We start from the raw sequence: 23,628 nt of genomic DNA, 5'->3' as shown, positions 1-23,628 counted from the left end.
ATTATAGTTTAGTTATTGAACATGGACTTAAGTCACTTAAGTCACATAAGTCACATAAGTCACATAAGTCCATGAGGTTAAATATTTAGGAGATAAAATGCCACGTTTTGTAAGAGTATTACAAATTCTTATCGCAATCATCGTTGGTGGTTACACTGGTTTTGAAATTATACGCTTTGGTGTATCTATTTTTAGCCAACCACTTGGCACCTTTGTCACCATGACCATTGTTTTAGCTTTATTCTTAGAGTTAGCACTGTTTGTGATTTATAAAATGATTGAAGAAGATTAATTTCTTCTTCGATTAGGTTATCAAAACCACGCTTACAAAGGCTCACATAGATTTATGTGGGCCTTTTCGTTTTTAGATTAGACAGTGATAATATAGACTCTCGTCGCACAGGTATGAGTTGAGGTAGTAAATGAAGTTACAACAAGAAGTGAATGATTTAGTCAAACGCAGTCTTGATCGCCATTTACGTTTGGCGGTGACGGGCTTGTCTCGTGCAGGCAAAACGGCCTTTATCACCTCTTTAGTGAATCAATTACTTCATAGTTCGACCCAAGATAATTTACCTCTATTTGAAGCAAGTCGTAATAAGCAATTATTAGGCGCAAAGCGGATCCCGCAAACCAACTTAATGGTGCCACGCTTTGATTATGATTTAGCGATTGAGCAACTTAATGAAACCCCACCGCAGTGGCCAGAACCGACCCGAGATGTTAGTGAAATCCGCTTGGCGATACGTTTTAAGCCGAACAAAGGGGCGCGGCGTCTACTGAAATCAACCTCCACTTTATATTTGGATATTGTTGATTACCCAGGAGAATGGTTGTTGGATCTTCCTTTACTCGATATGAGCTTCGAGCAATGGTCGAAACAACAATTAAAAAATCTGCAAGGTGATAACGCCACCAGCATTCGAGCTCGTTTAGCCAAAGAATGGTTGGTAAAGTTAAACCATTTTGATTTATATCAGCAGGCAAATGAAAATCGGGTGGCTGAGTTATCTCGTGCCTATACCGCTTATTTGCATGAATGTAAAAAAGCAGGCTTACATTGGGTGCAACCGGGTCGCTTTGTGTTGCCCGGTGAGCTTGAAGGCGCGCCGGTGCTGCAGTTTTTCCCTGCCATTCTTGAGTTAGATTCGGATGGTAAACCGGTACAAGACATCAGCAAAAACTGTGCTTATGCGATGCTGCGTTCTCGCTTTAATGAATATAAAAAGAAAATCGTTAAAGCCTTTTACCAGCAACACTTTGCCAGTTTTGATCGTCAAATCGTGCTGGTGGATTGTCTGCAACCACTCAATGCCGGTCACGACTCATTTAATGATATGAGCGGGGCGATCACGCAATTATTACAAAGCTTTAAATATGGACGTAATTCGATTCTAAAACGCCTGTTTTCAGCCAAAATTGATAAAGTGTTATTCGCTGCAACGAAAGCCGATCATGTCACCCCAGATCAACATGGCAATATGGTGTCGTTACTCCAACAATTGGTTAATGAGGCTTGGCAACATGTGTCTTATGAAGGCATTGATATGGAGTGCATGAGTTTGTCATCGATTCAAGCCACTATGCCAGGTTATGCCAGTCGCGGTGATACCACCTTACAAGCGATAAAAGGCACCACTCTAGAGCAAGAAACCTTAACACTTTATCCCGGAGAAGTGCCCTCAACGCTACCCAACCAAGCGTATTGGCAACAACATGGTTTTGATTTTCATCAGTTTAGACCGCTTAAGATCCCGCAAGGTCAATCATTACCCCACATTCGAATGGACAAAGCGATGCAGTTTTTATTAGGAGATAAACTACGATGAGTGAATATAAATCGAAACAAGTTTTCTCAACTGATAAAGCTGATGTTACCCCCAAGTCGGATAAGCGTGAACAAAATCAAGATCCTAGAGATCGGTTGGCGCAAGCGACACAACAAACCGGTTATGTCGAAGCCGAACCTTTAGGTAAGCTAAACGCCTCGCTGCATTTTAATGACCAAGTCCACTTTAACGATCACACGCAATTCACACCGATGACGTTAGAACAACAAGCGGCATCAGATAACGAGCTAGCGCTTGAAGAAAAAATAGTGGCAGTCATACGGCCAAAAGGTAAGCGGCGGATATTTTGGAGCCTAGGCGGATTATCCTTTTCGGGGTTATTAGGCTGGCAATGTGTTGATAATGTTTTAACCGCCTATCAAACCCATGATTGGCTATCACTAGGGTGGTCGGCACTGATCGCGAGCGCGGCATCATTTGGTATTGCCGTTACGCTGAAAGAATTATGGAAATTACGTCGTCTGGGTAAACAACTGAGTCATCAAGAAAAAGCGATGGATATGATGTTTGCCTCACCAGACAATAAAGCCTCACACGCTTCAAGTTATGGTAAGGCCGTGCCTTTTTGTGAATCTATTGCTCAAGAAGCGGGTATTACCCTTGAGCATGTCGGCTTTGATCGTTGGAAAACCTCTGTCACTGCCAACCATAATGATGCGGATGTGATTGAATTATATGATGCGATGGTGGTCAGCGTGCAAGATCAGAAAGCTAAAAAACTGGTTGCTAATTATGCCTGTGAAGCAGCCGTTTTAGTGGCGATAAGCCCACTTGCCATTGCCGATATGGCGTTAATTGCTTGGCGTAATTTCAAATTAATTGATGAGCTAGGCAAAATCTATGGCGTTGAGCTTGGCTATTTCTCTCGTTTACGTTTAGTCAAATTAGTGTTTGTAAATATGGCCGCCGCAGGGGCGAGTGAATTAGTGGTGGATGCCAGCATGCATGCATTATCGATGGATATTGCTGGTAAATTATCGGCACGCGCCGCGCAAGGTATTGGCGTCGGATTATTAACCGCGCGCCTTGGTATTAAAGCGATGGCGTTATTACGACCACTGCCCTGGCAAAAAGACAAAGCGGTTCGCCTAGCTGAAATTCGCAAACAGATCGTCTTACGAGTGGTGGGTAAGAACAAGTAAATCTTGACCCTCTGCTTAGCTTGTTTCAAACTAGTGTCAACTTTTCGTGACACTTTAAAGGCAGTACCGTGAGATTAGAAGTCTTATGTGAAGATCACACCAATATTACGCAGCCATTAGTGGCGTTATTAACGTCGTATCAGGTCGAATTGCGGGCGATGGAATTTGCAGGTAATGGCGTTATCTACCTCAATTGTCCAGCGCTTAATTTTGAGATTTTTAGTGAGTTGATGGCTAAAATTCGTCAGATCCCGACCGTGACCGATGTCCGGAAAATTCCTTTCATCCCCAGTGAGCGCGAAACACGCGAGCTGAATGCCATTTTAGATACCTTGCCGGATCCCATCATTTCGATTGGTTTGCAAGGCGAGATCGATATGGCCAATGAGTCAGCATTAGCCTTATTTAAAGTGACGGTGGAGCAAATTCAGTCATTCAGCATTTTTCATTACATTCCTAAACTACAATCTGCGCCTTGGTTTCATGCTATTAAAAGCGGCGAACCTAAAATAAAACCTGCTCAGTTAGATCAAAGCTTATTACGCTATCGCGATAACATTACCATTGAAGGCCTCAACTATTTAATGGATGTGATGCCGGTGATTATTATGCAAAGATCAGGTGAGTCTTTGCTGGCGGGCGCAGTCGTGACATTAAAACCAATTGTCGCATCAGAAGTGAAATTAAAGGCAGTATCACAGTACAATCCATTAGGGTTTGAGCATTTTGTTGGCAGTTCTAATATGCATCAACGTTTGATCAATCAAGCTAAAAAACTGGCGATGTTAGATCAACCGCTTTTAATCGAAGGCGATACCGGCACCGGCAAAGAAATGCTAGCGCGAGCTTGTCATAATCGATCATTACGAGCGAATCATGCTTTCTTAGTACTTAGCTGCGCTTCAATGCCTGATGATGTTGCAGAAACCGAACTGTTTGGTCATGCGCCAGGAACATTTAATAATGAAGCGGGTCATAAAGGCATTTTTGAACAAGCGGACCAAGGCACAGTCTTTCTTGATGAAATTGGCGAAATGAGCCCCCACTTACAGATTAAATTATTGCGTTTCTTGCAAGATGGTTCGTTTCGCCGAGTGGGTGAAGAGCAAGAAATGCATGTTGATGTACGAGTGATTGCCTCAACCAAGCAAACTTTATCGCAGTTAACCCAAGAAGGCAGTTTCAGAGAAGATTTATACTATCGCTTGAACGTGCTTAATTTGTCTATTCCACCATTGCGTGAACGTAGCAGTGATATTTTGCCTTTACTCGATATGTTTGTGGCAAAATACGCGCAACAATTAGGGTTGCTAACCCCTAGTTATGGAGAACATCTGGTCGAACAATTAAGCTTGTATCCTTGGCCGGGCAATATTCGTCAACTGGAAAATTCGGTGCTCCGCGCTATGACACAATTGGATAGTGATGTACTGAATTTTGAACACTTCCAGTTGCCAAAATTACAACCGAGTGTATCGGCATTTGAAGCACATTTACCTAGCTTTAATCTTGATGGTAACTTAGATGAAATGATGAAAAATTATGAGGCTCAAATTCTACAACGTTTGTATCAGTCGTTTCCCTCAAGCCGGAAATTGGCCAAGCGTTTAGAGGTCTCTCATACTTCAATTGCCAATAAACTGCGTGATTATGGAATAAGGAAAGCTTAATGGTGACACCGAAATTAACGTATCCCCATCAAGCTATGTGTGATGGTGCGACTTTTCAGGCTAGTAATTTTTGTTTACGCTTATTAAAGAGCAATGATGCTAAGTTGATGTGCCAGTTCTACGCACAAAATAAACCTCACTTGCAGCCCTGGGAGCCAATACGCGATGATGTGTATTATTCAGAATCTGGTTGGGCAAAAAGAATAGAAACACTAAATATTGCTCATCAACATAAACTCAGCTTTTCATTTATCATACTTGATAAAGAGCAGTTGCAAGTTTATGGAGTGATCAATTATACCAACCTTTCAGGCTATCCTTTTTATGCTTGTAATTTAGGCTATGCACTAGCTGAAAATGCGCAAGGACAAGGTTTGATGCAAACAGCGCTCACTTTGACTAATCAATGGATGTTCGACTGTATTAATAAGCATCGAATCATGGCAGCCTATATTCCTGATAATATCCGAAGTGAAAGAGTGCTAAAAAATCTTGGATTTATCCATGAAGGCACTGCAAAAGATTATTTGCTGATTGATGGGGACTGGCAAACACATCACTTGATGTCTTTAACCAATCACCATTGGCAAGCACCAGAAATGACGACAAAATAGAGTCAGTGAGATACTGAATCAATTTATAATTAATTAAAAAAGTAGGGCTGTATGGCATATTTACCTTTGGATGAATACCAAAGAAAGTGGATTTTTACTCACCAATCGATGCCGGTTTCTGAGCAAGACTTAATCCATATTAAACCGATCACACAACAACGTGCTGCGCATTTATGGATGGAAAACATCAGTAAACAAAGCCCAGATGCCGAACGATTAAGCTCATCTGACTGGCCATCTAAAGCCAGTAATTGGAGTGATGAGGTTGATTGGTCTGCAGCGTGGGAAGCCGACGCACCAGAATTACCAGCAGAAATTCTCGAGCATATTGATTGGCAAGATGACGTGACAGTGTACTTTTGCTATGAGAAGTACAATATCATCGAAACCAAGTGGTCGATTTTTAAAAAGCATTGGAAGAACTTTCTATTTTTCGATGATGGTCCGATTTTAATTGGTCGCCGTCGTACGGAAGCCTTGTGGTTTAATACCAACGGAACGGTCAAAATAGGTCAACGCATACTATAATTGCACAGACTAAATCAACGGTTTACATATAAAATCAAAGCTGCCAGTGGCGGCTTTTTTTGTCTCTAAAAACTGTTATTTTCCCATCTAAACCAGAAATAGCAGCCTATACTTAAGGTTCTATATATCTGATAGGAATAATAAAATGATGAGTAATCCCGTTGGTTGGTTTGAAATTTATGTGAATGAGTTAGATCGAGCGAAGGCTTTTTATCAATCAGTGCTTGATATCAAGTTAGAACCTATGGGGGATCCAACCAAACATAAAGGCATTGAAATGCTCGCTTTTCCTTCAAATATGGAAACTTATGGCGCGACCGGGGCATTAGTAAAAATGGATGGCTATAACGTGAGTGGTAATGGCACGGTAGTGTATTTTTCGTGTCAAGATTGCGCGCTTGAGTCCTCTCGTGTGGTTGCCGCTGGTGGGAAAATCCAGCAAGCTAAGATGCCAATTGGTGAATACGGTTTTATCAGTTTAGCTATCGACACTGAAGGGAATATGTTTGGTTTGCATTCAATGACTTAATACGATTCGCTATGAAGGTTTGGTAGTGATTTAGGAGCAAGCTAATGGATTTTCAGCATTATCAAAAAATCATATCTGATAATAGTCATCAGATCCTTTTGGTATTAAAGGATAGCGATACTTATACTCAATTAGCATTGGTATTTATTGTGTTCGGTTGTGCTTTTTGGGTGGCAAAGTCACTGCGAAAAGCCTTTCCAACTTTCGCGCCATTACCCAGTTCACTCAGTATTGAACAATTAGAATCCGCACAGCAACAAGCAAGTCAGCTTAATCAAAGTGCGGTAGTCAGCCCGTTGCGCAATATTAGCGCTAAAATAGGCAATTTAATTTTCCCATTGCTCGCTATTTTTATGATGAATTTTGCGGTGGAAATTAGTCATAAACTGATTGGGCAGTCTTGGCTTGTGAGTACCGCTCTAACCATCGGACTATTACTGGTTTGCCATCGCATTATCCATGATAACGTCAAATACCGCTTTATTGCTTTTGTGTTTCGTTGGATTGGCCTACCGTTGCTGTTTTTACATTCGGTCGATTGGTTGAAACCGATTGTCACCATTTTAGAATCAATTGAAATCAATTTAGGCGAAATCAATATTTCCGCGTATGGAATCGTGCGTGTTTTGTTGTTTGGGTCGTTATTGTTCTGGTTCGGCCGTATTTCTAACTCGACAGGAAAAGAAATCATTCGTCGCCAGCATAGCTTGGATTTTCGAACCAAAGAGGTGGCCGCTAAACTGTTTGAAGTGACTATCTTTGTGGTGATCTTCCTATTCTTATTGAAAATTTTAGGGATTAATTTAACTGCTCTGGCGGTATTTGGTGGGGCACTCGGTGTCGGGTTAGGCTTTGGATTACAAGCCATCGCCTCTAATTTTATTTCCGGTATTATTATCTTGCTCGACCGATCTATTTCAGTCGATGATTATATTGAACTGCAAGATGGCCGAACCGGAGTGGTACGCGAATTAACTTTACGCTCGACTACCTTAGAAACCTTTGATGGTAAAGATATCATGGTGCCGAATGAAAAGTTTGTCACTGAAAGCTTTACCAACTGGACTCATAAAAATAAGAAGCAACGCTATCGTGTCGATTTTTCTGTGGCTTATGATTCAGACATCCGAAAATTGGTTGATATCATTAAACAAACTGTCGCCTCACACGAGCAAGTGATCAGCGGAGAAGGGGTTCCATTTGAAGAGCAACCCGATTGCGAAATCGATGGATTTGGCGATTCAGGGGTCAATATGTTTGTCGAGTTCTGGATGTTAGGGATTGATGATGGTAAGAATCGAGTGGGTGGTGATTTACTGCTTATGATTTTTGAAGCGATGCGTGCCAACGGCTTCCAGATCCCATTCCCACAACGTGAAATTCGGATGTTGAAAGGCCATCAATCAGATAAAGCAGATCAACACCCGCCGGAATAAATTTATGCGGCGCACTGGCCACAATTAAGGCTTTTCAGATGAGCTTTAAATTGTTCTTGAATGGATAAGAAAGCTTCCACCACCACAGGGTCAAAGTGCGTTCCTTTCCCCTCAACGATAATGTGCTTGGCTTTTTCAAAACTAAAGGCCGGTTTGTAGCTGCGTTTTGAGGTTAGCGCTTCAAATACATCGGCTAATGCCACGATTTTAGCACTCAATGGAATCTCATTGGCTGCTATTCCCATAGGGTAGCCGGAGCCATCAAACTTTTCATGATGATATAAAATCACATCCGACAAAATCTGATAAGTTTGCTCATCAATATCTAAGCTCAAGGTATCAATATATTCTTTACCCAATGTGGTATGGGTCTTGATCAGAGTAAATTCATCATCGGTGAGTTTATTTGAACTGCTTAAAATCTCTTCGGGTAGAAATTGTTTTCCGATATCGTGCCACAAGGCGGCAATTTCGATCGCCGTTTTAAATAAAGGTGTTATTTGGGCATGTTGCTTGGCTAAGTGCGCGACCAGCAGCATAGTATAAGAGGTTGTGTTAGTGATATGACAAGTGTAGTTAAAGGCTGTCGCGAACATAAGGCAGTTGATTCATCTATGTAGGGACTCACAATTAAGGCATTAGCCATTAAAATTACAACATCCATGTCAATCGAAAGCGGCCAGTATTATCATCAATGATTTGGCTAGGCTCTATTTGCGTAAAGTATAGATTAAAATTGTATGATTATTAAGCTAAACAATGTCAATTTATTATCAACTCGCTTATTTAGAGCATAAGCTATTGTTATATATAATTTAATATTTTTGTGTTGTGATATATATCTGAATTTATACATTCACCTACTACTTTGGTGATGTATGAGTAGGGGGTAGGAGTGGTGTCGTGGGTCAACTTATCATCAGTTGGTGATAAAGATTACATCGACCTAGGTCTTTTGCTCGGGAAAGTGGACGATCAGCAAATATCAACTTAATTTTAATCTAACGACCATTACATGTATGGTCGTTGGGTTTAATCAAGTTGTGGTCTTAAATGTTATGTCAATCAAACAGACCTAGTTATAACAATATGATCCCTGCAGGAATGGAATCACCAAAAATTTTCTTCGATTCATCGGAGCTCAATTGTGTGACCTCACTGACCAGATCAACCCAAGATTGGCTAGCGCGGTTGGCTTTGAGTTTTTCAATTAATGCTACGCGAATATCATCGGCAATATCCAAGCTTCGGTCGCCGGTTTTACGCGCCATCATAACGGCAGCAAAAGCAATAGTCGGTTCTTGCTTCCAATCCAGTTCGAGCATTTTTAATAACCATTGGCTCACTTGAGCGGCGGGAATAATATTGTGTTGGCTGCCATAAAGCTGACTGCGAGAAGCCAAGCGCGCGACGGCCCACCAATGAGCTTGGATGAAATCGGTACTTTTTTGCGCGCGATTAAAAAACCAAGTGGCCAATAAAATTTTGTCTTCACTGTCTAAATGCTCTAATGAGGCAGACAAACGCACCATCGCTTCGTAACCATGCTCACTGACTTCCTTACTTGCGGCTTTAGCGCGATGAGCACCGGGATGCAAGTATTTAGCAATATCGGCTAAAATGGTTTCTTGTTGTTCTTGGTGTAAACCGCCCGCAATACGACGCCAGAATATCCACCAGTCGGACCAAGTTTGGCTGGATGGGAATTGAATACCTTGTTGGTACAGCGCCCATGTTTGTTCACAGCGCCATTCATCGGTGGGATCGCCAAAACCTGGGCGTAAGCAAAAACCGGCTAAACGTAACCATTGCTTTTCATGATCGGCTGAGCGGCGACGACGTTTCTTGCCTAAGGCGAAGCTGTCGAACAACTGACGCAAAGTAGGGAAGTCCCAATTTTCGCGTTTGCTTAATTGTTTTTCTAAATCTTTGCTTAATGTTTTTATTAACTTTGGATTATCAACTTTTTTATTGGCAGAGTAAGCGCTGGAAATGAGCACTTGAGCGGCCTCTAACCTTGGATGAGCTTGTGCTTGCTCGAATTCTTCATGCTTGCGAGTATCAAATTCTAACAACCACCGCTGGCTGTCATCTTCTAAACTGACACATTCTAATTTTAAGGTGCCCACTTCGGTTAACTGACAAGCTAACATCACTTCCACTCGATCTTTTTGATTGGCCTGCAGCGCCTCACGCGAGGTTTGGCTATCTAGAGTGGCAATGTAAGGGGGCAGTGGTCGAAAAACGGCTTGATCGATATTACGATCGACACTTAACAATAAGCTGTTTTGTGGGTGGGTAAGTCGATTGGCATCATCAATAAACTGCTCTTGAGTTGAGGTCAGTATATCAATTTGGATCGGCTCGCCCAAGGTCAGTAAAAACTTTCGTCCGGTTAAACGTATCTCTTGACCTGCTTCAGTACCTTTAGCCAACAAACACAGTGCTTGTGAGGATTTTTTCTTATGCTTTAAGTGCAAGAAATAAGATCGCGCAGAGCCACCACCAATTTTAAGTTGAGCGCCACGGCGAGCTTTGGCATAAGCGACTGCGCCAAAAGCCACCGACAAATCTGGACTTGGATTATCTAAGAGTGTGATGGGGGAACCTTGCCATTGGCTGAGTAAATCCACCATGCGGTTTTCAACTAACTCACTATTAAATACGCCGCCGTTTAACAATAATCCGCTTGGAATTTGTTTATCAGGAGAATGGTTTTGAATGAATTCAGCAATATGACGACTCACCGCAGCATCAGCGGCATAAGGCAGGCCAAATTCAACCATAGCGGTGCGGCGTTTTTGCGAAATTTCTTCCTTTTCGGTTAAAGGAAAAAATCCGTCTAACACAATTTGATGGATCTCTTGTTTGGAGATTGGCGCGCTTTTAGTGCCACCAATTAAACGCGATCCCGAACCTAATACGGATATTTTGGCTTGCTCGGGTGCATCAGGGCGCAATAAATCTTCTTTGACTTTACGGGTTTGTTGGATCAGCTTCATCAGCGAAGCGGCATTGAGTTTTTTGCTTGAATTTGACCCCATATCGGCCAGACGTTGCTCGGCAAGATGAGCCAAAGCAAGGTCAATATTATCGCCACCTAACATTAAGTGATCGCCGACCCCGATTCGATTCAAGTTTAAATTGCCATCGGTGTAAGTAGCTGAAATCAAACTAAGATCGGTCGTACCACCACCCACATCACAGACTAAAATAGAAGGTATATTGGCTAATTGATCGGACGCGCTATCAAGATGGCGACTGTACCAGTCATAACATACCGCTTGTGGCTCTTCGAGCAAATGTACATGAGGTAAACCGGCAAGTTTGGCCGCTTGTAAGGTCAAATTTCGCGCCGATTCATCAAAGGAAGCCGGAATGGTGATGACCACTTCTTGCTGTTCTAATCTATGGATTGGATGATGATGGTTCCAACTTTGACGGATATGATTTAAGTAACTGGCACTGGCCACTACTGGTGAGACTTTTTCGACATCATCGCCGCTAGACCACGGCAGAATATCCGAACCTCGATCCACTGCATCGTGCGATAACCAACTTTTGGCACTGGAAACTTGACGACCTTCCACTTTTTCGCCAAGTTCACGCGCCCATTCACCAATAATAGCCTGAGGTAAATCACCACTGACATTTTGGTTTTCCCAAGGGAGGGTGAGATCGTGCGCTTGAAATTGATTATTGGCCGGATGAAACCGAAAGGAAGGCAATAGTGGCTTACGAGTGACTTCACCTGGGCCCACCAATTGGTCGATATCAAAAATAGCAACGGGGCTATGGGTAAGATCATCTTGGATTTCGCAATACGCCAGCACACTGTTGGTGGTTCCTAAATCGATACCAATTAAGTAATGGGCTTTGGTTATGCGAGAAGATGATGACATAGTCGGACCTATTTTAATCAATCAATGAGGCGATAAAAAAGGCACTTTACGCAGAGTTAAAGTGCCATTGTTGGATGTTATTTACTGACGTACGCTAAATTCAACATGCCATTTCTGACCGTTATCTTTGGCGATCGCTTCAAGTTCTAATGTACCTATTTCGGTGACTGTTGCGGCAAGTTTTACCACTACCACATCCCCAATATTTCGATCTTGTTGAGCGTCTAGCGTTACCTGAATTTCAGGCAGCTCTTCTAGCTCTTCCGGCATCCAAAAATCAAGATGGGTACCGACACTATCCTCGCGTCGCGTGGTAGAACCATAAAATTGGAATTGCACTGGCTGACCTATAATCAAGCCGAACTCTTGGTTTTCAACTTGAACGTGACTGCCTTCTTCTAAACCAAATGGGGCAACACAAATCGCTTCCATTGGTGGTGCCATACCTGGAATGGCTGGCATCGCACTTTCAATCCCAACATAATAACTGTTGGCGATACCGCCTCGGATACGCACACCGGCATTGTTATTGGTCATGTTGTGACGCACAAAACCATAATAGGCAGCGCCGCGAGAGACCGCTAAATCAAGGTCAACTCCAGTTAAGGCCGAAATACCATCGCTATTATCTGACGTTAACCAGCCATTGATGGTACTTAATAAGCGCTTGGATAATAAATCTGATTTTAAAACCCCACCGTTAAATAGTACTTTGGTTGGTTTGATAAAACTTGCAGCTTGATCTTGATGATTGTGATCTTGCTGCGCTTGATGCTGACGGGTCAAGAAGGCGGCAATATGACGCGTGATGGCCGCATCTTGCGCGTAAGGCAAACCTAATTGACTTAATGCTGCGCGAGTCGATTGTACTGGATGTTCCGTGACCGCAACTTGAGGGAAGAAACCGTCAACCAAGGTTTGTTGTACATCTTGTTGGGTTAATTCGGTTTTTAATGTGCTGCCTAGTAATTTCGAACCACGACTTGGCACCACAATAGGTACAGAAGTTAAGGTGTTATCTGATAATAGCGCTTCTTTGGCATCACGGCATAAATGCGCCATCGCTTGTACTTGCCAAGGTTGCAGTTGCTTACCTTGTTGGGCTAAATTCATTTTTAGGCGATAAGCGAGCGCCAGATCCATATTATCGCCACCAAGCAAAATATGTTCACCGACCGCAATCCGCTCTAAAGCTAAATTGCCGTTTTGTTCTGTTACGGACACCAAAGATAAATCGGTAGTACCGCCGCCCACATCGACCACCAATACTAAGTCGCCCAGTTCAACTTGCTCACGCCATTGGGCACTATTGCTATCAATCCAGCTATAAAGCGCCGCTTGAGGCTCTTCCAATAGTGTCACATGTTGCAAACCAGCATTACGAGCCGCTTCAGCAGTAAGCTCTTTTGCCGCGGGGTCAAAAGAGGCAGGAATGGTGATGGTGACATGCTGATCACGCAAAGGCGCAGTGGCATGTTGATGATCCCAAGCCGAAATTAAATGCGACAAATACAATTCGGTCGCTTTTAAAGGCGAGACTTTAGCAATGTCGTCCGCATCGGTTTGACCTGATTGCGGTAAGAATGCTTCACGGCGATCAACACCACCGTGGCATAACCAACTCTTGGCACTGGCAACCAATCGCATTGGCGTTTTATTGCCCATTTGGCGAGCAATCGCACCGACTAACGCACTCGGCTGCTCAGTCCAAGGTAGCGTAGTGCTGCCAGCAGACAATTCCGTTTCATGCGCTTGATATAAAAATGATGGTAATTGATTTAAGTCTTGTACTTGCCCTTGCGCGATTAATTGCGCGATAGGGAAGATATTCACTTGCGCCGCATCATCATTCATTGGGCTATAAGATAAAACACAATTGGTGGTGCCTAAATCGATCCCAACAAAAAATTGAGCCACGTTATTTTGGTCCGATGACGATAAATGAGAGCGGGTATTGATATCCATTAAAGCTCAACCTCTGCTGGCGCTAATACCGAAGCGTCGTAGTTTTCAGATAATTTAGGCAGGGTAATCGAATCGGCTTTCCAACCACGATGAATAAGCGTGCCGCTAAAAGGTGCTTGGCCCGATACATTGCCGATCAAACGAATCTGTTGGGCGTTAAAGCCTTCGGCCACGGTAATACGCGTTTCTTCATCTTCGCTGCGAATTTGAGAAAGAGAGAAATGATCAGCCAGCACTTTTTGACCGCCAATATGAATAACGCGAGCCGCCGCGCCCACTTCTTCATCACTAAAGCCCGTTAAGTCTTCCGATAAGAAATCGATCAAACGGGCTTCTTGTTGGAAAAGTGACATCAATTGCAATGCAGAATCGGTTGGCGAAGTTTTGAGTTTAGATTCAACCTCGACAATTTTCTCAACGATTTTTTCCACTTCGACGACTTTTTCGACTTCAACGATTTTCTCGACTGGCTTTTCAACCTCAACAATCTTTTCGACGGGTTTCTCAACGATTTTTTCAACCGTTTTACTGCGCAAAGACAGCAATAAAAATAGCACGGTGGTGGCGGCTAAAATAACATGGAGAAGATCAAAGGTGGTTGGCATTGCGGATAAATCAAAAGTCATGATGATGTCTCTATAAGAAAGTATTCAATTGCTTATCTTTGGGCTTAACGGTAAAAATCAAGGCCGATTAAAAGATAAGAGTCAGTCATAAAATTGGCATTATTTTATCATAAGTGGGTTTGTCGCGTTATACATTGCGATGCTATTGCTTATTTAATCGACTAAAACAATGCATTTTTATAAGCTTAGGCGAAAGCTGAACAAAGTAACGGTGAAAATGTCGCCGAAGTAGCGATGTGAAGAAAACTTTTTACTAATAATAAGCAGAATTTTGTTAGAATCCTTTTTTTTGAAATTGAGTCCAATGCAATGAATTATAACCGAGTCGTATGCTTTGATTTAGAAATGTGCTGCTGGAGTAAAGATGATATCGCCAATCAACGTAGCACAAAAAGTACCGGTGAGATTATAGAAATTGGCTTAGCGGAGATCGATCTTAGCCAAGGTGTTATTGTGAAACGGGCACAGTTTTTTGTAAAACCAGAGCATGATGAAATTTCAGGTTTTTGCTATGAGCTTACTGGCATCACACCAAGAAAAGTTCAAAAACAAGGCCGTCCATTAGAAGATGTTTTACATTCGCTAGTGAAAAACTTTGGCGGACCACGAAAAATCTATGCTTCATGGGGTCGTGATGACGAGATTTTACGCGCAGAATGTGAGCAAAAAGGCTTAGATTTTCCGTTTAAAGAATTTGTTAATTTAGCCACCATCTATCGCTTGAAATCGCGCTTAAAAGACAAACGAATTGGTCATCGCGCTGCACAAGAAAGTTTGAATATTGAGTGGGAAGGGCGTCAACATTCTGGTTATGTGGATGCCTATAACCTTGCCAAAGTGGCGTTAGCGATCTTATAACGATTGTAGCTAAATCATAGATATAAAAAACCCGTAATGAATTCTGTTTTTCAGAATATGCATTACGGGTTTTTGTGTTTTATGTGGTTAAGCGTATATCAGTCAACGCCTTCGCTTAAGCCCTTTTCGCTTGCTAAATCTTACTCAGCCGCTTGGGTTGAGATCGCTTTAAACTCTTTATTGATGGCCTTTTTATCACCTAATAAGCGCGAGGTGATGGTACCGGCGGTCATTGCGCCACTCACATTAAGAGCAGTACGCGCCATATCAATTAAAGGTTCAATTGAAATTAACAGTGCCACGATAGCGACAGGTAGACCCATTGCAGGTAATACAATAAGCGCGGCAAACGTTGCGCCGCCACCAACACCGGCAATACCAAATGAACTGATGGCAATGATAGCCACTAGCGAAAGAATGAAGTTGATGTCCATTGGGTTAATACCAACACTTGGCGCCACCATAACAGCAAGCATTGCAGGGTAGATACCCGCACAACCATTTTGACCAATAGTGGCACCGAAGGTTGCGGATAAATTGGCAATCGCAGGCGGAACATTAAGCTTCGCGATTTGCGCTTCAACATTCAGCGGGATCGTTGCCGCAGAACTGCGTGAAGTAAAGGCAAAGGTCAGTACTGGCCAAATACGTTTAAAGTATTCTTTTGGGCTAACCCCGACCAGCGAGACAAGCAAGCCATGCACGATAAACATTAAGAAAATAGCCACATAAGACGCCACGATAAACCCAAGCAGACTTAAAATATCCCCTAGGCTTGAGGTTGCCACCACTTTGGTCATTAATGCGGCAATACCGTAAGGCGTTAAAGCAATAATCATTTTCACTAGACGCATAACAATAGATTGCGCCGCTTCAATGAAAGTGCGAATTGGCGATTCGAGTTCTTTTTTCTCAATCATCACACGACGAGCAGCGACACCCACTAAAATACCAAATATGACTACCGCAATAATGGAGGTTGAACGTGCACCGGTTAAATCAGCAAATGGATTAGTTGGAATAAAGCTGACCAGCATTTGTGGAATCGTGAGATCGGCCACACTGCCCATGCGGGATTCAAGCACACTCATGCGCGCCGTTTCACGTACACCTTCAGAAAGTCCAGCGACAGAAAGGCCAAATATTTGAGTAACCGCAATACCAATTAATGCCGCGATCATAGTGGTGAAAAGAAGAATACCAATAGTTAAACCACTAATTTTTCCTAGCGAACCTGAACTTTCAAGTTTTACCACTGCAGCAATCATAGACACTAATACTAATGGCATGATCACCATTTTTAATAGGCCAACATAACCACTACCTACCACGTTCACCCATTCAAGCGTGTCTTTGATGATAGGGTTGCCTTCACCATAAAAGAGGTGAATAAGAAGACCAAAGGCGCTACCAAAGACTAAACCGAATAAAACTTGACGAGATAAGGTGCTGGCTTTTCTTTGTTGTTGGAACAAGAAAAAGAGAATGCACACAAATACCGCGAGATTGGCGATAACAGCAAGCGACATAATATATTATCCTTTATTGATAACCTGCACGCAGGTCAGATTGTTATTGTTAAACAAGTTAATAACAAAGTACCAATCTTTGAACTGGTGCACAAAGCAGAATAAGGCATTAAATATCATATTTGGTTATAAGCTCTCAAAGTGAGTAATAAATGAGCGAGAATGTATTGTTATTTAGTCAAATGGCAGGTTAATCAATCATCGCCAGCCATATCCCCACCCCAATCATTAAAGAACCCGCGATACGATTAAGAAAACGGACATTGTTTCCTTTACTCAAAAATAGTCGCAAACTTTTGCCACCGGTGGCATACGCCAGCATAGACACAAACTCAGTGCATAAAATGATGCTTATCAACACCATCATTTGATGAGGGACCGATTTATCGACATTGATAAAAGGTGGCAATAGCGAGATCATAAATGCCCATCCTTTTGGGTTTGCTATGGCGGTAATAAAACCTTGGCTCATCAATTGTAAGCGTTGGGTTGGTTGGTCGATATTCTCTAAATTGAGCGACATTTTCCCTTTATTTCGCCACATGTTAATGCCTATCCACATCAGATAAGCACCACCAATCCATTTCAAAACCAGAAATAAACCCGGATAATTGAGCATAATGGCAGACACCCCGATCACCGCTGAAGTCGCCACTAGAGCCACACCGACTAATTCACCCGCCATCATCCATAAAGTACGTTTAACCCCTATACTCATTCCAAGGGTCAGGGCTAAAGTCATACACATCCCTGGTGTGATTGAGACAAAAAAGAAGGTCGGAATAAAGGCAGAAAGCAGGGCATAATCGAGCATGAGTGACTCTTATTGATGAGTTTGAAATTTAGTGTAAATGAATAGATCGAATTTGAACAAGTATTAATAATGATTAACTAAAATTTGATAACATCTAGGGATAAATTTGAAATTATTTTGACAAATCATGGAATTGTTAAATACAAGCAAGGCAGTTTACAGTAAAATAAGTCACTGTTTTTTTTGTTAAAAATAATAATAGGTTATCAACAAGATGCCAGTGACAATCCGATCTGCAACCAATCAAGATCTTGAGTGTTTGAATGAGTTAATGTACCAATTGCATGACCATCATCATCAGGCTCAACCTGAATTGTTTAAAACCGCGCAAGACGTCGAACAAGAAAAAAGCATCGCGCGTTATATCGAGCACCCAGAATGTTTGGTCTTCGTGGCAGAAAAGGATCAAAAAATCCTTGGTTTTATTACTGGCCACTTTTGCGAGCTAATCTCTTCAATCTGTAAGCCATTACCAATGGGGAGTATAGATGAATTTTTTATACTGCCAGAGCATAGAAATACAGGGGTCTCGGTTGCGCTATTTGAACGTATAGAATCGACGTTATTTGCTTATGGCGTGGTGCAATTGTTTGTCGAAGTTTGGGATTTTAACCAAGCGGGTAAAGCCTTTTATAACAAAATGGAATTTGAGTCTCACATCCATTATCTCCGAAAATCATTGATTAAATAAGCATGGTACCCAATCTGATGTCATTCACATGGAAACGTAAATTGAATCAAGCCATCATTGCGATGCTCGCTATGTTCACCTTAATTTTCTCAATTCAGAGCAGTGCACAAACAGTAAATCCAAACACGCCTCAATTAAAAGGGGCGTTGTGCTTTATTAAAGCCGACGAGCAAGTGGTGTTTGTACAAGAAATGATCACCAATCGCTACTCTCTGCCAGGGGGAACGATTGAAGCAGGAGAAACACCCGCGGCGGCAGCTGAGCGAGAAACTTGGGAAGAAAGTGGTTTGGTGGTGCATGTGAAGAAACTGCTGACCCAAACCGATACCGCCTATATTTTTGAGTGTAGCGCCGATTCCGCGATTGTCGCTTTTCGTTTTCAAAATAAAGAAGGATTCCATAGTTTACCGGCTTGGTTTGCGCCGAGCTTTGGCTCTGAATCTCGCCGTGTTTATTTAGCCTCACCGAATTATATGTCGGCCAATCAATATCGTTTTCCTGCCCAATGGAAACAGCAGGTTTCTGGCCATGATGTTGATAATCAACCGGTCCAATATATCAATGACGCAATTACGGCCGCGCCCGCATTGCATCAAATAGAATTACCTTTTATCCAAATGGTGCAAAGCAGTGTTCGAGATTTAGATAACCCATTCAGTCAGGCATTTTCATTGGTAATGACGATGCTTGATACCATGTCAGGTTTCTTCTTTATTCTCTTTATGCTGCCGTTATTTAACTATTTGTTTGGCTCAAAGTTTACTACTCATTTGTGTTTAATTGTTGTGATTGCCGCTGTCTTGGTGTTTTTTACTCAAATCGGATTGAAGTTGCCTCGACCAGATGCTTATTTACCTGATCTGCAAATGTCGGAAAAAGCCGGCTTTGGCACACCAAGTTTAAGCGCCACTTTGAGTGTGGTTTGGCTTAGCTATATATTTAATGGCTTGGTCGAGCAATATGAAGAGTTTGAATACCATAAAAACTTACCTTTATTGGTACTGCTGATATTGGCTCAAGGTTTTGCTAGTGTTTGGCTAGGGACGCATTTTTGGTCGGATGTGTTTTTTGGTTATGCCCTAGGTTTGCTTATTGCTTGGCATTATCTTCGCATCGAGCAGCAAAAAAACTTACACGCGCTAAATACTATGGCGAGCCCTGCTTTGTGGTGGCTATTAACGATACTGCTAAACGGATTTGCTTTTTATAGCCATTCATTATTAATTGGCGAATTAGCGGCAATGACATTGGCCTTTGCTGTAATTTTAACGATTAAACCAAGACGATGGCATTTAGGAAAAGTGGGTACCATTAAGCGACAACTGCTACTGACTTGGATTGTGGCTATATTAGTAATGTTTGGATACCATAAACTGGCGGATATCTTCTCATACAGTGGGGTGCTCACTTACCTTATTCATTACTTAATGGTATTGATCTTAACCCTCAATGCGATGACTCTTGGGCGAGTTCAAGCCCATCAAAACGCTTATCGCTATTAAATAATTCTAATGGGATGTAAATTATGAATAAAGCAGTTGTGGTTTTTAGTGGTGGTCAAGACTCGACTACTTGTCTGATCCAAGCATTGAAACAGTACGATGAAGTTCATGCCATCACCTTTGATTATGGCCAACGCCATAAGTTAGAAATAGAAGTGGCGCAGCAACTGGCGATAAAATTAGGCGTTGATGCGCACAAAGTGATGGATGTGGGTTTACTCAATGAACTGGCGATCAGCTCGTTAACTCGTGATGATATTGAAGTATCACATGAACTACAAGATAACGGTTTACCCAATTCTTTTGTACCTGGTCGAAATATTCTATTTTTAACCCTGGCAGGCATCTATGCTTACCAAGTTGGGGCCAAGGCGGTGATCACTGGGGTGTGCGAAACCGATTTTTCAGGATACCCTGATTGTCGTGATGAGTTTGTTAAATCGATTAATCAATCTTTGGTTCTCGGTATGGACCGACAATTTGAGATAAAAACCCCATTAATGTGGTTAAATAAGGCGCAAACATGGGCTTTAGCCGATCAAAACGATGCGCTCGATTTGGTGAGAACACAAACGCTAACCTGTTATAACGGTATTATTGGTGATGGTTGTGGCGACTGCCCAGCGTGCGATTTACGCAAATTAGGGCTAGATGAATATTTAGCTAATAAAAACACTGTCATGGCGCAATTGGCCGCAATGCAAAATAGGTAATCTCCAAGCAGAAATTTGCAGGCTATTGCCTCGATCTCCAAAAAAATGATGAACTATTAACTTAAGGATAGAGTTATGAATATAAAAAACATGTTGAAAGGGAGTTTGGTTTCTCTCGTCTTGTTGTTTCCTCTCTTGGCACAAGCTGAGAGCGTCTGGATTGATGTGCGCTCGCCTGCTGAGTATAAGGTTGACCATATACAAGGTGATGTATTTATTCCTCACACCCAAATACTCGACAAGGTCAGTAAGTTATACCCAGACCCTGAAACAGAAATCCACTTGTATTGCCGCAGTGGGAATCGGGCTGGAATAGCCAAGTCTGTGCTAAATAAAGCTGGGTATAACAAGGTATTCAATGAAGGTAGTATTGAAGATGCTCGTAAAGCGAGAGGTCTGGAAACCAGTAAACCAGACTAGTGTTAAGCTGGGGAAACTTATTGGTTTCTCGATATAAAAAATAAACCCCGTACAGTGGCAAGCACAGTCACGGGGTTTATTGAATCAACCGCTGAGATAAAAAAACAGCAATATTACTTCATATTATTGAGCTATATGAGTTTATAGGTATTGCTTTGCCAATTCAGAAGGCTCAAGTTCTTTGCCTTCTAATTGAGCGTTCCAGTTGGTGCCAATCAAAACACCATCTTCTGCAAGGGTGATCAACCAGTCTTCAACAAAAATATCCAGTGGGATCTCTAGTACTTCAAAATCTGACCATTCTTCCACATTATGAGCTTGAGCATCTTCTTTAGTTGACCAAAATGGCATCACTTCGCTTTCTTGAAATTCGGTTGAATCACACGCTAGCCAACCATCTTCATTTCTTAGGCCCCAAACCAATTTAGTGTCTTGAGTCTCTTGTACAAATAAGGCTAGATTTGCTTCGATATCGTTCGTTAGTTTTGACATGGTTCACTCTCTAATGAATGTAGATATTGGTTTATAGCCACGTACTTATTTTCTTTCATTCTAAGCAAGTGGCAATTTGAATAAATAGGTTATCTGGTCGGGCTTAATTAACCTGACAAGCAAAACCTTTCAAGTAAAAACCTTCAGGATAGGCGCTATCGACCGGATGATCGGCCGCTTGGGCAAAACGTTCAATAAACTGAACTCGACGACCTGCATCAAGTGCGGCATCGGCGATGATTTTTTGGAATAAGTTGGTTTCCATTAAGCCTGAGCATGAATAGGTTAATAAAGTGCCACCAGGGTTTAAGATTTGCATCGCCAGCATATTGATGTCTTTGTAGCCGCGACATGCACCATTTAACTGAGCTTTTGATTCGGCAAATTTAGGCGGATCCATGATCACTACATCAAATTTTGTGCCGTTTTCGCGATATTCGCGTAATAACTTAAACACATCCGCATTTAAAAACTCAGCTTTAGAAACATCAAAACCATTGAGTTCGGCATTTGCTTTGGCGTTATCCAGTGCCGGTTGAGAAACATCGGCATTAACCACATGTGCCGCATTGCCTTTTAATGCGTATAAACCAAAACCGCCAGTGTATGAGAAACAGTTTAATACTGATTTACCTTCAACGTATTTCATCGCTTGTTGACGGCTGTCTCGTTGATCAAGATAGAAACCGGTTTTATGACCTTTGACAATATCAACTTGGATCTTCACGCCGTTTTCTTCAATCACCAGTGAACTTGGCGGCATCTCACCGTGGATAATACCTTGACGTTCTTTTAGACCTTCTTTCTTACGTACAGAAACATCAGAACGCTCATAAATACTGCAAGTTGGAAAGACTTGCTTAATAGCATCAATCAACAATTCACGTTTGGCTTCAGCGCCAGCGCTTAATAACTGACAAACTAAAAAGTCTTGGTAGCGGTCAATAGTAATACCAGGTAAGCCGTCAGATTCGCCGGCGATTAAACGGTAACCGGTTAAGCCACCACGAGTAATAATTGGCTCACGCATTGCTTGCGCATCTTGTAGACGTTTAACAAAAAAATCGGTATCAATGTCTTCTTTTTCAAAAGACCAAACTCGGGCGCGAATTTGAGATTGTGGAGAAAAGGCCGCCTTTGCTAACCATTGACCATTGTTCGAGAATACATCCACAGTATCGCCAAGTTCGGGCTTGCCTTCCACTTTTTGAATGCCACGTGAGAAGATCCAAGGATGGCGACGAAGAAGGGCTTTTTCGCGGCCTTTAACAAGGTAAATAGCTGGAGTCATAATGATTGAATTGCCTAAATAGAAAGGAAAGGGAGTATTTTCAGTTAATGTGCCAAGGAAAGCAAATTTAACCGTAATTATTGCTAATATTTTAATGATAAAGTGGTAACAATGACTTTGAAAAATAGCAATAGCAGCATAATTATAGTCAAAGGAGCATATATGGCATTTTGTAATCGATTATTTTTTGTATCGGGTTCAGTTCAAGGGGTCGGGTTTCGTTATCAAACCGCGCACCAAGGTTTATCGTTGGGATTAACAGGGTACGCCAAAAACTTAAACAATGGCGATGTAGAAGTCTTAGTATGCGGTGATGCCAATAAGGTAGATGAATTTGTTGCTTGGCTTAAAAAAGGGCCTCGCAGCGCGTTTGTCGCCAAGTTAGTTGAGCAGCCAACCGACAAGCAAGTCACCCGAGATTTTAGTATTCTCTAGTGGCTGAGGATCTAAGGAATGGCTTTATAAACATTTAGCCGGTTTAGGTAGGCCTGCGAGCTTAGTGGCTTGTTTCGCTGGGCCCTTTTTAAACAACTTAAATAAATATTTGCTGCTGCCTTTTTCTGGGCCGTGGGCTTTTGCCATTGCTTTTACCAGCATGCGTACCGCCGGAGAAGTATTAAATTCAAGATAGAAATCGCGCACAAACAAAATCACTTCCCAATGAGCTTCGCTGAGTTCGATATTTTCCGATTGAGCTAAAATTGGCACCAGTTCTGGCGTCCATTGTGTATGGTCAAGTAAATAGCCTTGCGCATCGGCGGCAATGTTTTGATTGTTAAGTTGATACATGAAGCACCTAGAAAATGTTGAGACGATAGACGTGATGCAGAATATCTGAATCTGTCGCTTGCGCCAAGCTATCGCCAGAAAAATACCTTAGGGGCTGTTGATCTTTCGTGGTTGTTTTTGCTGCGAATTGTTGGTTTTTTATACAAGGAAGAGGCTTTGTGGTGTAGCTGGCTACACGAAAAGCCGATGACGAAGTAGAAAAGACCAACAAACGCAGCCCGAAGGGTTCGGCTAAAAGCCTTTTACTCTTCGTTAAGTCACATTTAC

24 protein-coding genes are annotated in these 23,628 nt (G+C 42.1%); 14 read left to right on the top strand and 10 right to left on the bottom strand.

The window, feature by feature from the left end; genetic code table 11:
- Positions 1 to 97 precede the first annotated feature (97 nt).
- From HC723_RS11215 to HC723_RS11180, 8 genes are all read left to right on the top strand, one after another.
- Positions 98 to 292, top strand: coding sequence for a hypothetical protein (locus HC723_RS11215; protein ID WP_153447042.1), 195 nt, complete (start codon positions 98 to 100; stop codon positions 290 to 292).
- 130 nt (positions 293 to 422) lie between these two features.
- Positions 423 to 1,829, top strand: a complete 1,407-nt coding sequence (locus tag HC723_RS11210; RefSeq protein ID WP_190339140.1) for a YcjX family protein — start codon at positions 423 to 425, stop codon at positions 1,827 to 1,829.
- Positions 1,826 to 2,992: a YcjF family protein gene (locus HC723_RS11205; protein ID WP_190339139.1), complete on the top strand. Its 1,167-nt coding sequence runs from the start codon at positions 1,826 to 1,828 to the stop codon at positions 2,990 to 2,992. Before HC723_RS11210 ends, HC723_RS11205 begins: the two co-directional genes overlap by 4 nt.
- Before the next feature lie 68 nt (positions 2,993 to 3,060).
- Complete coding sequence (tyrR, locus tag HC723_RS11200) at positions 3,061 to 4,662, top strand: transcriptional regulator TyrR (RefSeq protein ID WP_190339138.1); 1,602 nt, start codon at positions 3,061 to 3,063, stop codon at positions 4,660 to 4,662.
- Positions 4,662 to 5,276, top strand: coding sequence for a GNAT family N-acetyltransferase (locus HC723_RS11195; RefSeq protein ID WP_238925463.1), 615 nt, complete (start codon positions 4,662 to 4,664; stop codon positions 5,274 to 5,276). The genes tyrR and HC723_RS11195 overlap by 1 nt, the downstream gene beginning before the upstream one ends.
- 51 nt (positions 5,277 to 5,327) lie before the next feature.
- Positions 5,328 to 5,804: a DUF2947 domain-containing protein gene (locus tag HC723_RS11190; RefSeq protein WP_190339137.1), complete on the top strand. Its 477-nt coding sequence runs from the start codon at positions 5,328 to 5,330 to the stop codon at positions 5,802 to 5,804.
- A gap of 145 nt (positions 5,805 to 5,949) precedes the next feature.
- Positions 5,950 to 6,333, top strand: coding sequence for a VOC family protein (locus HC723_RS11185; RefSeq protein WP_190339136.1), 384 nt, complete (start codon positions 5,950 to 5,952; stop codon positions 6,331 to 6,333).
- Positions 6,334 to 6,377: 44 nt separating this feature from the next.
- Positions 6,378 to 7,769: a mechanosensitive ion channel family protein gene (locus HC723_RS11180; RefSeq protein ID WP_190339135.1), complete on the top strand. Its 1,392-nt coding sequence runs from the start codon at positions 6,378 to 6,380 to the stop codon at positions 7,767 to 7,769.
- Positions 7,770 to 7,771: 2 nt separating this feature from the next.
- On the opposite strand, the gene HC723_RS11175 is transcribed toward HC723_RS11180, so the two are convergent.
- From HC723_RS11175 to HC723_RS11160, 4 genes are all read right to left on the bottom strand, one after another.
- Positions 7,772 to 8,365: an HD-GYP domain-containing protein gene (locus HC723_RS11175; protein ID WP_190339134.1), complete on the bottom strand. Its 594-nt coding sequence runs from the start codon at positions 8,363 to 8,365 to the stop codon at positions 7,772 to 7,774.
- A 483-nt stretch (positions 8,366 to 8,848) separates the two neighbouring features.
- Positions 8,849 to 11,653 (bottom strand): Hsp70 family protein, encoded by a 2,805-nt coding sequence (locus HC723_RS11170; protein ID WP_446751402.1) that lies wholly within the window; start codon positions 11,651 to 11,653, stop codon positions 8,849 to 8,851.
- Between the two features lie 99 nt (positions 11,654 to 11,752).
- A complete protein-coding gene (locus tag HC723_RS11165; protein WP_190339132.1) occupies positions 11,753 to 13,636 on the bottom strand; it encodes an Hsp70 family protein in 1,884 nt (627 codons plus the stop codon).
- Positions 13,636 to 14,262 (bottom strand): DUF2760 domain-containing protein, encoded by a 627-nt coding sequence (locus HC723_RS11160; protein WP_153447052.1) that lies wholly within the window; start codon positions 14,260 to 14,262, stop codon positions 13,636 to 13,638. Before HC723_RS11160 ends, HC723_RS11165 begins: the two co-directional genes overlap by 1 nt.
- 309 nt (positions 14,263 to 14,571) lie before the next feature.
- Here HC723_RS11160 and HC723_RS11155 point away from each other — a divergent pair, with 309 nt between their 5' ends.
- Positions 14,572 to 15,120 carry a 3'-5' exonuclease gene (locus HC723_RS11155; protein ID WP_153447053.1) on the top strand — a complete coding sequence of 183 codons (549 nt, stop codon included), beginning with the start codon at positions 14,572 to 14,574 and terminating at the stop codon, positions 15,118 to 15,120.
- 140 nt (positions 15,121 to 15,260) lie between these two features.
- On the opposite strand, the gene HC723_RS11150 is transcribed toward HC723_RS11155, so the two are convergent.
- Positions 15,261 to 16,649, bottom strand: a complete 1,389-nt coding sequence (locus HC723_RS11150; protein ID WP_153447054.1) for an L-cystine transporter — start codon at positions 16,647 to 16,649, stop codon at positions 15,261 to 15,263.
- A 190-nt stretch (positions 16,650 to 16,839) separates the two neighbouring features.
- Positions 16,840 to 17,463 (bottom strand): LysE family translocator, encoded by a 624-nt coding sequence (locus tag HC723_RS11145; protein WP_153447055.1) that lies wholly within the window; start codon positions 17,461 to 17,463, stop codon positions 16,840 to 16,842.
- 214 nt (positions 17,464 to 17,677) lie between these two features.
- Here HC723_RS11145 and HC723_RS11140 point away from each other — a divergent pair, with 214 nt between their 5' ends.
- The 4 genes from HC723_RS11140 to HC723_RS11125 all read left to right on the top strand — a co-directional run bounded on the left by HC723_RS11140 (position 17,678) and on the right by HC723_RS11125 (position 20,789).
- Complete coding sequence (locus HC723_RS11140) at positions 17,678 to 18,154, top strand: GNAT family N-acetyltransferase (RefSeq protein WP_153447056.1); 477 nt, start codon at positions 17,678 to 17,680, stop codon at positions 18,152 to 18,154.
- Positions 18,155 to 18,171: 17 nt separating this feature from the next.
- Positions 18,172 to 19,656 carry a bifunctional NUDIX hydrolase/phosphatase PAP2 family protein gene (locus tag HC723_RS11135; protein ID WP_190339131.1) on the top strand — a complete coding sequence of 495 codons (1,485 nt, stop codon included), beginning with the start codon at positions 18,172 to 18,174 and terminating at the stop codon, positions 19,654 to 19,656.
- A 23-nt stretch (positions 19,657 to 19,679) separates the two neighbouring features.
- Entirely contained in the window at positions 19,680 to 20,369 is a 690-nt protein-coding gene (gene queC / locus HC723_RS11130; protein ID WP_153447058.1) for a 7-cyano-7-deazaguanine synthase QueC, read from the top strand.
- 75 nt (positions 20,370 to 20,444) lie between these two features.
- Positions 20,445 to 20,789 carry a rhodanese-like domain-containing protein gene (locus HC723_RS11125; RefSeq protein ID WP_153447059.1) on the top strand — a complete coding sequence of 115 codons (345 nt, stop codon included), beginning with the start codon at positions 20,445 to 20,447 and terminating at the stop codon, positions 20,787 to 20,789.
- 141 nt (positions 20,790 to 20,930) lie between these two features.
- Here the strand turns inward: HC723_RS11125 and HC723_RS11120 are convergent, their stop codons facing one another.
- Positions 20,931 to 21,281 carry a DUF2750 domain-containing protein gene (locus HC723_RS11120; RefSeq protein ID WP_190339130.1) on the bottom strand — a complete coding sequence of 117 codons (351 nt, stop codon included), beginning with the start codon at positions 21,279 to 21,281 and terminating at the stop codon, positions 20,931 to 20,933.
- Between the two features lie 103 nt (positions 21,282 to 21,384).
- Positions 21,385 to 22,572: a class I SAM-dependent methyltransferase gene (locus HC723_RS11115; RefSeq protein WP_190339129.1), complete on the bottom strand. Its 1,188-nt coding sequence runs from the start codon at positions 22,570 to 22,572 to the stop codon at positions 21,385 to 21,387.
- A 162-nt stretch (positions 22,573 to 22,734) separates the two neighbouring features.
- Between HC723_RS11115 and yccX the strand changes: the two genes are divergently transcribed.
- A complete protein-coding gene (gene yccX / locus HC723_RS11110) occupies positions 22,735 to 23,007 on the top strand; it encodes an acylphosphatase (protein WP_153447062.1) in 273 nt (90 codons plus the stop codon).
- A gap of 24 nt (positions 23,008 to 23,031) precedes the next feature.
- On the opposite strand, the gene HC723_RS11105 is transcribed toward yccX, so the two are convergent.
- Positions 23,032 to 23,361, bottom strand: coding sequence for a TusE/DsrC/DsvC family sulfur relay protein (locus HC723_RS11105; protein ID WP_153447063.1), 330 nt, complete (start codon positions 23,359 to 23,361; stop codon positions 23,032 to 23,034).
- 7 nt (positions 23,362 to 23,368) lie between these two features.
- The coding region (locus HC723_RS17455; RefSeq protein ID WP_238925462.1) for a hypothetical protein at positions 23,369 to 23,628 on the bottom strand (260 nt) is incomplete at its 5' end.

Source organism: Vibrio sp. S11_S32, from assembly GCF_014694465.1.
Classification (GTDB): Bacteria; Pseudomonadota; Gammaproteobacteria; order Enterobacterales; family Vibrionaceae; genus Vibrio; species Vibrio algicola.
Note: the sequence above shows the minus strand (reverse complement) of the source record. Positions and strands in the feature narration are given on the sequence as shown.